General features: G+C 31.6%; 12 protein-coding genes and 1 pseudogene. 1 reads left to right on the forward strand and 12 read right to left on the reverse strand.

All coding sequences use genetic code 11. From position 1 onward, the window contains the following. Positions 1-45 precede the first annotated feature (45 nt). The 5 genes and pseudogenes from BTM19_RS03375 to bshC all read right to left on the reverse strand — a co-directional run bounded on the left by BTM19_RS03375 (position 46) and on the right by bshC (position 5,892). Positions 46-2,360, reverse strand: a pseudogene (locus BTM19_RS03375) (penicillin-binding protein). After that, entirely contained in the window at positions 2,341-2,733 is a 393-nt protein-coding gene (ftsL, locus tag BTM19_RS03380) for a cell division protein FtsL (RefSeq protein WP_017724210.1), read from the reverse strand. The pseudogene BTM19_RS03375 and the gene ftsL overlap by 20 nt, the downstream one beginning before the upstream one ends. 14 nt (positions 2,734-2,747) lie before the next feature. Further along, positions 2,748-3,683 carry a 16S rRNA (cytosine(1402)-N(4))-methyltransferase RsmH gene (gene rsmH, locus BTM19_RS03385; RefSeq protein ID WP_029377551.1) on the reverse strand — a complete coding sequence of 312 codons (936 nt, stop codon included), beginning with the start codon at positions 3,681-3,683 and terminating at the stop codon, positions 2,748-2,750. A 15-nt stretch (positions 3,684-3,698) separates the two neighbouring features. After that, the gene (mraZ, locus tag BTM19_RS03390) at positions 3,699-4,130 is read right to left on the reverse strand and encodes a division/cell wall cluster transcriptional repressor MraZ (RefSeq protein WP_017724208.1); all 432 of its coding nucleotides are present in this window, start codon (positions 4,128-4,130) and stop codon (positions 3,699-3,701) included. 148 nt (positions 4,131-4,278) lie between these two features. After that, positions 4,279-5,892, reverse strand: a complete 1,614-nt coding sequence (gene bshC / locus BTM19_RS03395) for a bacillithiol biosynthesis cysteine-adding enzyme BshC (protein WP_038678322.1) — start codon at positions 5,890-5,892, stop codon at positions 4,279-4,281. Positions 5,893-6,164: 272 nt separating this feature from the next. Here bshC and BTM19_RS03400 point away from each other — a divergent pair, with 272 nt between their 5' ends. Continuing rightward, a complete protein-coding gene (locus BTM19_RS03400; protein WP_029377553.1) occupies positions 6,165-6,611 on the forward strand; it encodes an N-acetyltransferase in 447 nt (148 codons plus the stop codon). A gap of 131 nt (positions 6,612-6,742) precedes the next feature. Here BTM19_RS03400 and BTM19_RS03405 read toward each other — a convergent pair whose 3' ends face one another. From BTM19_RS03405 to BTM19_RS03435, 7 genes are all read right to left on the reverse strand, one after another. After that, on the reverse strand, positions 6,743-7,429 hold the full coding sequence (locus BTM19_RS03405) for a YjjG family noncanonical pyrimidine nucleotidase (protein WP_099265725.1): 687 nt from the start codon (positions 7,427-7,429) through the stop codon (positions 6,743-6,745). 119 nt (positions 7,430-7,548) lie between these two features. Next, the gene (locus BTM19_RS03410) at positions 7,549-7,683 is read right to left on the reverse strand and encodes a beta-class phenol-soluble modulin (protein ID WP_037556984.1); all 135 of its coding nucleotides are present in this window, start codon (positions 7,681-7,683) and stop codon (positions 7,549-7,551) included. A gap of 42 nt (positions 7,684-7,725) precedes the next feature. Continuing rightward, positions 7,726-7,860, reverse strand: coding sequence for a beta-class phenol-soluble modulin (locus tag BTM19_RS03415; protein ID WP_037556986.1), 135 nt, complete (start codon positions 7,858-7,860; stop codon positions 7,726-7,728). A 53-nt stretch (positions 7,861-7,913) separates the two neighbouring features. Continuing rightward, positions 7,914-8,048 carry a beta-class phenol-soluble modulin gene (locus BTM19_RS03420; RefSeq protein ID WP_037556988.1) on the reverse strand — a complete coding sequence of 45 codons (135 nt, stop codon included), beginning with the start codon at positions 8,046-8,048 and terminating at the stop codon, positions 7,914-7,916. A gap of 42 nt (positions 8,049-8,090) precedes the next feature. Further along, positions 8,091-8,225: a beta-class phenol-soluble modulin gene (locus BTM19_RS03425; RefSeq protein WP_037556990.1), complete on the reverse strand. Its 135-nt coding sequence runs from the start codon at positions 8,223-8,225 to the stop codon at positions 8,091-8,093. A 46-nt stretch (positions 8,226-8,271) separates the two neighbouring features. Next, positions 8,272-8,406, reverse strand: coding sequence for a beta-class phenol-soluble modulin (locus BTM19_RS03430; protein ID WP_037556993.1), 135 nt, complete (start codon positions 8,404-8,406; stop codon positions 8,272-8,274). A gap of 507 nt (positions 8,407-8,913) precedes the next feature. Continuing rightward, entirely contained in the window at positions 8,914-10,797 is a 1,884-nt protein-coding gene (locus BTM19_RS03435; RefSeq protein ID WP_099265726.1) for a DUF5776 domain-containing protein, read from the reverse strand. Between the last annotated feature and the right edge of the window lie 639 nt (positions 10,798-11,436).

Consider the following 11,436-nt stretch of genomic DNA (forward strand, 5'->3'; position numbering starts at 1 on the left):
CAAAATTCATTACATAATAAGTTTAAAAAATCAACTTAGCTCAGGCTATGATTCATTGTCTTTTGAATCTTTATTTTCATCTGAGTCTTTGTTTTCCTCTTTATCTTTTGAATCCTTGTTGTCTTCAGATTCTTTTTGATCGTCTGAGTCTTTGTTTGAATCAGATTCAACTTTTGAAGTTTGACCGTTAACATCTTCCGATGATAACGTTACTTCAATTTTATCTTTGCTGCTTATTTTTTGTCCTTTAGTTACTGATTGGTTCGATACAAATCCGCTACCTTTTGTTGTTACTTTCGTCTTAGTAAGTACTCAAATGCAACAACCTCTTCTTTCGACCAACCTGTCATATCAGGCATCGTAAGATCACTGTCTGTCAGTAATAATACTTTACTGTTTGGTAATACTTCTTTATTAGCGCTCACAGATTGCTTAGTAACTTTTTCTCCATTACCAATAACTATTGGTTTTAAAGATTTACCGTTTATTTTATCTTGCGCTTTTTGAGTTTCTTGTCCTTCAACGTCAGGAACTTCACTGTATTTCACATCTGAGTTGTCTTTAGATTTTTTATCTCCAACATTTAAGTATTTCAGTGTATTTTCCATAATAGGTTTAAATGCTTTACTTACACCCATCTCATAAGCTTCTTGATCATTTTTCTGGGCTAAACTCATACCAGCATAAACGATTACCTCAGGATCATCTTTTGGTGCGTCACCTATAAAGCTAACAAAATATGGATTTTCACCTTCCACATAACCACCGTTATCTGGATCCGCAACTTGTGCTGTACCTGTTTTACCTGCAACATCATAACCATCAATTTGATAGTTCTTAGCATGGCTATCTTCACTATTTACAACTTTATCTAATTCAGTACGCACTTTTTTAGCAGTATCTTTTGTTATAGGTTTACCATCATATTCTTTCTTACCTTTATAAAAAGTATCTTTGCTAACAGGATTCGTTACGTTATCAACATACCAAGGCTTAATCATATTACCACCGTTAAAGAAGGCAGATTGCGCTTTAAGCATTTGCACTGGTGTTACCGTGGTAGATTGACCGAATGAAGAAGTTTTCTGTTGCGCTTCATTATCCCAAGCGATACCGCCAGTAGCTTCACCATCAAACATACCATTTGTAGATTGGCCGAAACCGAATTTCTCATACCAGTCTTTCATTTTATCTGCGCCAACTAAATCTTGTAGATGCATCATTAACGTATTAGATGAATATGTGAATCCTAGTGACATTGGAATTTCTCCCCAGCCCACTTTATTCCAGTCAGAAATTTTTGATCCCATAACTTCTCTAGGTTCAGCTGTATATTTTTTATCTGGGTCAAATTTCCCTTCTTGAATAGCGGCTGCTAAACCGTAAGACTTAAAGGTTGAACCCGGCTCATAAGTGTTTTGATATAAATCATTTGCCCATTTCTTACCAAAGTCTTTTCCTGTTTCTGGATTAAAAGTAGGTCGCTGACTAAATGCCAGTATTTCACCAGTATGTGCATCCATTACCACAGCGAATAAATCTTTCGGTTTATAATGTTCGACCATGCCATCTAATGCTTCTTCAACAAACACTTGAATATTAGAGTCTAGTGTTAAATGTACATCATCACCACGTTGAGGTGTTTTTTCTTTCTTAGTATTAGGTGCAATATAGCCCCAAATATCATGTATATAAGATAGCGCTCCTTTTTGTCCAGATAAGTAACTATCAAAGATTTTCTCAACGCCCATTGCGCCTTTTAAATCACCGCTATCTGGATCCTTTTGAGCCATTCCAATTAAATGTGATGCAAAGTTTCCATTAGGATAAAAACGTTCAGTCTCTGGATAAAGTGTTACACCAGGTAACTTCATTTTTTCAATCTTTTCTTTTTCTTGATATGTTAAATCAGTTCCTTTTTGTCCAAATTCAACTTGGAATGCTTTTTTATTATCTAGTTTGTCTTCAATTTCTTTAGCTGACATATCAATAACTGTTGCTAATTTTTTAGCTGTTTCTTTCTTATCTGTAACGTGTTTAGGCTTCTCGCTACCTTCACTCGCTTTTTTATCAACAATAGCAACAAGTTTATACCGTTCTACATCTTCTGCCAAAACCTTTCCGTTCCGGTCATAGATTTTTCCACGTTCAGGTTGTTGCTGGCTATTTACTAAATACTTCTCATTTGCCTTCATGATTAAATCTTCACCTGAAGAATGTCCAGTTAACATTATATAAGAATATCTTAAAACCAACGTAAAAAAGAGCAGTCCAAATCCAAGAATGAGTAGGACTGCCCCTATTTTACTTTGTTTAATAAGAAACTTGGGTTTTTTTAATCTAATTTTTCGCTTCGCCATTATTACGCACTACCTTTACATTGTCGTTCTTAAGGCTCATTCCTTCGTTTTTGGCCTTATCGTAAATGCGTTCATATGAAGAATTCTTTTTAATTTCAGATTCTATTGCGCTATTTTCACTTGATTGTTTTTCGATTTTTGTATCTAAATCCGCAATTTTTCCTCGAGTATCATACGCATCCATTTTTAAAGATAGCATATAAATACTTATCAATGCAATTACTGTTATAAGTCCTATGTATAACATTTTCTCAAATTTCGTAAGTTTAACTACAACTTTGCGTTTTACGGTTTTGGGCTGGGTCGACGGTTGCGACTCAGGAATTTGTGTTTCTGGTTCATTATAAGGTTGATATATCTTTTCTACTGCCACTCAACATTCACTCCTTATTTTAGTATTTCTGCAACACGTAACTTCGCACTACGCGCTCTATTATTATTTTCTAAATCTTCATCAGTAGCGGTAATAGGTTTACGGTTAACGCGTTTCAATTTAGGTGTGTATGCTTCAGGTATGACTGGCAATCCCCTTGGTACATCTGGTCCCTTTTCGTACTCTTGAAACATTTGCTTACATAAACGATCTTCCAATGAATGGAAAGTTATGACTGAAATTCTACCATCTACTTTTACTAAATCTATCGCTTGTTCTAATGAGTCTTCAAATGATGATAATTCATCATTTACCGCTATTCTAATTGCTTGAAAAATTCTTTTTGCTGGATGTCCACCTTTTCGCCTTGCTTTGGCAGGTATACCTTCTTTTATGACATCAACAAGTTCTAATGTCGTTTCGATTGGCTTTTGTTCCCTATTTTGTTCAATGCGTCGGGCAATTTGTTTAGCAAATTTCTCTTCGCCATAGCGATGAAATATTCTCACTAATTTTTCAAACTCCCAATCATTAACGACTTCATACGCTGATAATGTTTGGGATTGATCCATACGCATATCCAACTTCGCATCGTGATGATAACTAAACCCGCGCTCAGGAACATCCAGCTGTGGACTAGATACACCTAAGTCGTAGTAAATACCATCAACTTTTTCAATATTCAAATCATTTAAAATTTCAGTTAATTTTCTAAAGTTGTTATGGACAAAGGTTACTTTATGCAAATGATCTTTTAAAACTTCTTTTGCATTTTCAATAGCCGTAGTATCTTGATCTATTGCTATCAGTCTTCCTTTGTCACCAAGTTGATTTATTAAATATAGTGCATGACCTGCTCCACCTAATGTACAGTCGACATACACGCCATCTTCTTTTATATTCAAATAATCAATGGTCTCTTTGAGCATTACGCTGACATGATGAAACAAAATAACGCCTCCATATTAAAAATCAAAGTCAATTAAGTCTTCAGCAATATCTTCAAAACTATCTTCAGATTCATCATAGAAGCTGTTCCAAGTTTCTCTATCCCAAATTTCTATTCTGTTTGAGACACCTATTACTGTACATTCCTTACTTAAGTTTGCGTATTGGCGTAAGTTCTGTGGAATGTTAATACGCCCTTGTTTATCAAGCTCTACTTCAACAGCACCAGAAAAGAACATACGCATAAATTTACGTGCATCCTTTTTAGTCATTGGTAAGGTTTTCATTTTCTCTTCAATAACTTGCCATTCTTCCAAAGTATAACCAAACAAACATTTATCAAGGCCTCGGGTGATTATAAAACGCTCATTTAAGTCATAACGAAATTTTGATGGAACAATCATGCGTCCTTTTGTATCCAACTGATGTTCGTATTCTCCCATGAACATTTATAATCACCTCACCTTCTCATATATATAATTTACCACATCTCACCACTATCCTCCACTAATTATACAATATTCAGCAAATTTTATCGTTTTACATAAAAAAATGCCCGATTCATCAATTTGATGAATCGGGCTAACCCTTGTGGCTCTAGGGTTTAATGATAATATGATCAAAAGTGTAAGAAAGTGGTGGATAGGTGGAGGGACTGAACACATCTATCCCAAAATCATTCATAATTTGTAAAGGATTCCAAATTCTTTCTTGTAAGCCTCCCATTGGATGGAGCACTTCACTTAATTCTTTAAAATGTTTAATACTAATTTCATTTTCTCGTTCTATATTTAATAAATATCTGTTGATTAAATAATCATATTGCTTCTGGTGTATTTCATTATTTTTATCTAATAATTGTTTATTATCATTGTTATCAGCTACTTCAGCTTGCAATGTTTGATATAACTGATTTTGTTGCTCTTTCAAGCGCTCTATTTGATTTATAAATTCTTGTGAAGCTTGTGCACGTATGAACTGTGCTTTTTCATCTTCAATACCATTTTCAATAATTAAATTTTTATCCAATTGATATTGTTTAACCAGTTTTTCAGTTCTTTCATATAAATAGCTAATACGTAAACGTGGTAATACAATCGGCATCTTTACATCTAAAATTTTAAATACGTCGCTTAATTCAGTCCAATATTTAATTTCACTCGGCCCTCCGACAAAAGCAACTGTATTAAACAACCACTCTTCCATAACTGGTCGCGTAACAACATTATTCGAAAAGAGATGCGGATCAGAATCTACTATTTTTAATAGTTCTTCTTTTGAAAAATACTTATTTGATTTATTTAAATAAAATTTGTCGTCTTTAAAGGTTAATAATTGTCTCATATCATCATCGTGCATGAATAAATGGACATTAGTATCTGTTTGAATCATTTGTTCTAGTCCACTTGCTATGGTTTGTTTTTGTGTATTTCTAAACGCTTCATCCACTTCACTATGATGTTCAATAATATGCTTAATAAATGGTTGTTCCAAACTTCTTAAGCCAACATCATTTGCATCTATAATTAACAAACCATAAAACTTGAACACTTCATGTAACAATGCTTTAAACATATCTGTCCAGCTATCATACGCTTCAATAATGTCATTACACATTTTTAATAAAGGCTTAGAGTGAGCCGTTTCGGTCATTTGTTTAAAAAATTGTTCTAAAGTTTCTTTTAATTGTGCTTTATCCGGGTAATACCTAGAAACACTCGTTTCAGGAGGTGTCATTGTATGATATTTTATTTTTTGTAATTTAGCATTTTGTGTATTAAAGGCATAAGTATGATTAACTTCATCAAAATCATGATCTTCCCCAGCAATCCAAAATACAGGGACCACGTTTTTATCATATTCATTCGATAATTTATCACTTAATGTAATAATAGAAAAGATTTTATGGAAAGTATATAATGGACCGCCGAACAAGCCAGCTTGTTGTCCTCCAATAATCACCTTCGCACCATCTCTTAATAGCGCAATGTTACTTTCTTGTTGCTCAGTTAAAGATAAATCGCTCATATATTCTTTTATAATATTAGCTAATTCAACTTCTCTACCATTATTAGAAGCCGTTAAGCGTTCATAATAACTCTTTTCATCCATGGCATCTAAATTATAAAACTGCCCTAGCGTTGAATCACTTTTTTTAAGTTTTGATATAAATTGGTCTTTCTCATTGAGTTTTGTAGTCATACAATCCATGCGTAATTCTCCTTATGTTACTCTATTCCTAATCAGTATAAAGTTTATATCCAATATTGACAATTATACGGCTTACAAATATCAAATTTTCAAAAATCGGGGCTATATAATAAGCTTGAACATTAATGTTTTAATAGTTTAAATTTTTTATGTTTACATAGTTGTAAAAACGATAATAAATTAACAAAATAGAGTTTCAAGCAGTCATTTTTGTGAAAAAACTCATAAAATAAGGTATAATAATACTTAATAATACAAAGGGGGAAGATGCGATGAGTAGCGTAAAGCGTCTTGATATTAATTACAGAACTGACGAATTATTCGAAGATTTTAGGAACTTTGGAAATGAAGATTTATATTTAGTCGATGAGCTTCGCGGTGAGATGATTGATGCAAGTTCAGACTCACCATTTTATGGCATTTATGTCGGTGATCGATTAGGTGCAAGGATGGCACTATATCGTAAAGGTGATGTAGAAGAAAAACATTTCCCTAATTTCGACGATTATAATGTATTGTGGAAATTAGAGGTTTTACGTGATTTCCAAAATCGAGGTTACGGTAAAGCATTATTAGCTTTCGCAAAGGATCAAGGATTACCAATTAAAGTAATTGCACGTAATCAATCAAAACAATTTTTCATCAAACATGGCTTCACCGATTTAGAAGAAGCCAACAAAGAAGGTCATGATGTTTTAGTATGGTCACCAAATAAATAAATTACTTTTATAATAAGTATTCACACTAATTTCGACTGTGAATTTAGTATATTTTTTAGAAATATAGAGCATGATATAAAAGCGGGTCTTTGAAATCAATTTTTAAACTTTTGATTTCCGTCCCGCCTTTTTTATTGGATATGAACTACTATTTCATCTAGTGCAGTAATTGTATAATCAGGTCTTATTGTTGTGTCATTCACCTTTTTTCGAGGGTTAAACCAGCAAGTTGCTATTTCAGCATTTTTTCCCCCTAATATATCAGAAGTCACAGAATCACCAATAATCATTGATTCTTTACGTTTTTCTTCGCCAATTTTATCAAATACATAATCAAAAAACTCAGGCATCGGCTTTTGATAACCTGTTTGTTCTGATACAAATACACCCTTAAACCAATGACCGATATTTGTTTTCTCAATTCTACGTTCCTGTGTTTCTAAAACACCATTAGTCACTATATACAAATCATAATCATCTTTTAATATGTTTAGCGTTTCAACAGTATTTGTAAAATGTTTAATAGGCGCATTGGCTAACTCATCTCTAAATATATAATCTGCTTCTGCACCATCTATTACTAAATCGTGTAATTTAAAGTACGCTTCAAATCTTTTACTTAACAACTCATCTTTAGTAAGCTCATTTTTTTGAAATGCATCCCAGTGTGCTTGGTTAACTTTCATAAAAACTTCTAAATCTGCTTTATTTGTTTTTAAGTTATAATTTTTTGTCAGTTTATCGAATGCATAAGCTTCAGCATCATGAAAATCTACTAGCGTATCATCAAAATCTATCAATAAACTTTTGATTGTCATTTAAATCCTCCTACATTCATTATTAATAATCTTTAACCATTTCATTATACACATTTTTCACACAATAAAAAATGGCCAAGGTTATCACCTTGACCATTGTATATATATATATTGAATAACTAGAATCCGAATAATTTTGAAACTAATCCTACACCATTTTCTACGATGCTTACGATGCTTGTTCCTAATTTAGCGCCATCTCCTGCGATGCCTGCTTGTACTGTTTCTTTGATTGCGTCAAATAATCCTGCCATAATTAATTACCCCTTTAATTTGTATTTTTTATTTTTAAAGACTTATAGTCCGAATAATTTGCCTACTAAGCTTGCACCACTTGATACGATATCTACAATACTTGAACCTAAATCTGCACCATTACCTGCTTTAGCTGCTTCTACTGTATTTGCAATTGCTTCTGCTAATTTAGTCATTTAAATTTCTCCTTTGTTAATTATTAGTTAATTGATTTATATAAAATTAAAATCTAGAATCCGAATAATTTTGAAACTAATCCTACACCATTTTCTACGATGTTTACGATGCTTGTTCCTAATTTAGCGCCATCTCCTGCGATGCCTGCTTGTACTGTTTCTTTGATTGCGTCGAATAATCCTGCCATAATTAATTACCCCTTTAATTTGTGTTTTTATTTTTAAAAGACTTATAGTCCGAATAATTTACCTACTAAACTTGCACCACTTGATACGATATCTACAATACTTGAACCTAAATCTGCACCACTACCTGATTTTGCTGCTTCTACTGTGTTTGCAATTGCTTCTGCTAATTTAGTCATTTGAATATCTCCTTTATTAGTTAATTGATTTATATAAAATTAAAATCTAGAATCCGAATAATTTTGATGCTAAAGCTACACCATTTTCCACGATACTTACAATGCTTGTCCCTAATTTAGCGCCATCTCCTGCGACACCAGCTTGAACTGTGTTTTTAATTGCTTCGAATAAACCTTCCATTGTAAACACTCCTCGTTAAATTTTAATTATAATGACTGTTTTTATGTTGAAAACGATGCTTTTAATAAATTATTTTGTTTAGCTATCGTTCCTTGAATTAACTATAAGATAATACGTAATTAAATTGTCTATTTTTTCTTACTCAACTATAAATTTGCTTTATCTGTTAATTTATTTAATTCACGAAACAGTTTCGAATTCCTAAGTGTATTACGCACAATTAAATCAATCACAACTATGTGAAAATTCAATTAAAATAGCGTGTTGAATTCATTAATGATATTAGATAATTCAAAAATCACTATTTATATTGAATTTTATCTTTCAAACAAAAAAATAGTTATTTAGCGATGATTTGAATTTAAATTTAAATTTAATATCACACCTGAAATAATTATGCTATGTAGCAGAAAAAAGCTATGGAGACATCTATACAGATATCTTCATAGCTTAATTTCAATTCTTAACATTCTATAAATTATTATAGGTCAAATAACTTCGAAAAATTTATGTTTCTGTTACAAATCCAAGATTTGCCGTAATAAAGGTACCACGGCTAGTTTTGAGTCTTGGTGTACCTTTAGGCGATAAAACTATTTTTTCAATTTTTAAATTATCACCTGCATTTAAAATATTAACTGGTTCGCCCTCAAAACTTCTATTTTTGTACTCTTTACATTTCTTCAATACAGTAACATGATTGGGTTTACTATATATATACTTATCTTCCTTGTCTTTATCAACAGGGTATACATACTTTTTATTAGTAGTTAGGTAATAACCATCAGATGTAATAAACCTCGGCGTGCCTTTAGCAGTTTTTACAACATCCGCAATATCTACCAATTCTCCAATTTCTAAACTTTTTTCAGCAAGTTGTTTAAATTCAACATCTTCATATAATTTCGCTTTTTTAATAAGCGATACCGAATTGGGCTTATATGACAGATATTCATTTAAATAACTACCTTTATTTGTAGATTTTGTTACCGATACAAACTCAGCTTTAAAGTTTTGTCTTTTTAAACTTGCCATTCTACTTGCATTAGGTAAATTCATATTCACATAAATTGATTTATATCCATCATAGATTAAGGATATATTGAATGCGAAATCACATTGGTTCAAATCTTCCGTATCGATATAAATATAATTATTAATCATTTCAAAATCGATAGTCGCATCATGTATTTCATTATTTATTTCACTCAGCACTACTTTATCAATAATTGTTTGATCATCTTTATAAACACGAATTACATCTTTTAAAACGCCTTCGATTAAATGTGTACCTTCATATACAGCAAATACTGGATCTTTAATTGGTAAAACATCATTTAAAGTTTCTGGCATTAAGAAATGTACTCGGTTATTTTCAACAAATTTATTTGCTTTACCACCTTGTTGCAGCATAGTTATAAATTCAATTAGTTTTTGATATTCTTTGTTCCTCAATAATTGATAGATATTTTTAAATGTATCAGCCAATAAGTAATCTTCAATATTTTTACCATATGATTCTAATATTAATACCATTTCATCAAACAATTCATAAAACACTGATTTATTTTCAGCTTTTAAAAATCGATTGTTTTTAAATAGTCGAGACATATAATCAACTTCCACGATTCGACTAATCGCTTGAAATTCTGCGCTATTTGGAAGTTCAAGTTTCAAAACTTCATCTAAAACTGTTAAATTTAATTTAGTTTTTTTAATTATATCTGTTTGGCCAACTAACGATTGATTATAAGTATAGCGGTTCACATGGTACGTTGCTTTAGGATTCATTGAAGCTGTTTTACATTTAGATATTGCTTCTATAAAAAACAATTTATCTTCGCCATATTTCATATGTTTAAAATAAATATCATTATCAATGATAATGTCGCGCTTAATTATTTTACCTGGTGGACCAACTGCTCTAAATATTTTTTCGATTTCGTATGGAACCAAGTGATTAGCATATTTATAAGAACTAAATCTCCCAATTTTCTTTGTAACTTTTTCTGTATGTTTAATGCTTTGACCAAACGCTACATCAGAATGATGATCTTTCGCTTGATTTAATAATATAGGAAGACCTTCCGGATCTAACCAGTCATCAGCATCCAAGAAAGTTATATATTCACCTGTAGCGGTCTTCATACCTACATTTCTCGGCTCAGACGGACTACCTGTATTTTCATCTAGTTGTATTAACTTTATAAAATCATATTTAGTAGCAAATGACTCAACAATTTCTAAAGAATTATCACTTGAACAATCATCAACAAAAATCGCTTCTATTACATCTTTATTGATATTAAGTTTATTGATAGATTCTATACACGTTTCTAAAAAATATGCTTTATTATATACGGGTACTATGATAGATAGTAATTTTTTCAATTCAATAATCTCCTTCTAATTCGTTTTTTGTATTAAAACTGTTTATATTGATTTTCAAAATGTGTACTTTCTTTCGTATTTGAACTATTCAATATGGAGATATGTTTTATACAAACCCTTAAATATTTTTTTAAATAAAGAGCCCTAATAAGATAACATAATTTAATCACTTACAACACAAATAACCTATTTGATATAAATTTAAGATCGAAGTTGTTACTATTAAATCTATTTACACTTTTCAAATTATTTTTAAACAAACATTTTGAAAAATTCACATAAAAATAACCACCTTTCAAGGGAGAAGGTGGCTCAAAAAGAATGAAGTAATGGAGTACTTCATAACGCTATTTTATTACGTAAAATAAAATTGTTCAACACCTTTTACAATAACTTAATATTTCACTTTTTAAATTCTCCAAAATTGAGAGAATATAGCTAAAAGATAGATGATCAATAAATATAAAAAAGTAAATTAACACCCTAAAGGATGTTAATTTACTTCAGACTGTCGACAAAGTCTCCGACTTTGTTGGCAGTTTTTTTGTGCACGCTTTCCGCGGGCACTGCCTTAGCCTGTAGTCTTCGGCTAGCGCTCTTCCCGCAGGAGTCGGCCCAAATCACTGCCAATATTATACG

It is taken from the genome of Staphylococcus xylosus (assembly GCF_002732165.1).
In the GTDB taxonomy this organism is placed as follows: domain Bacteria; phylum Bacillota; class Bacilli; order Staphylococcales; family Staphylococcaceae; genus Staphylococcus; species Staphylococcus xylosus.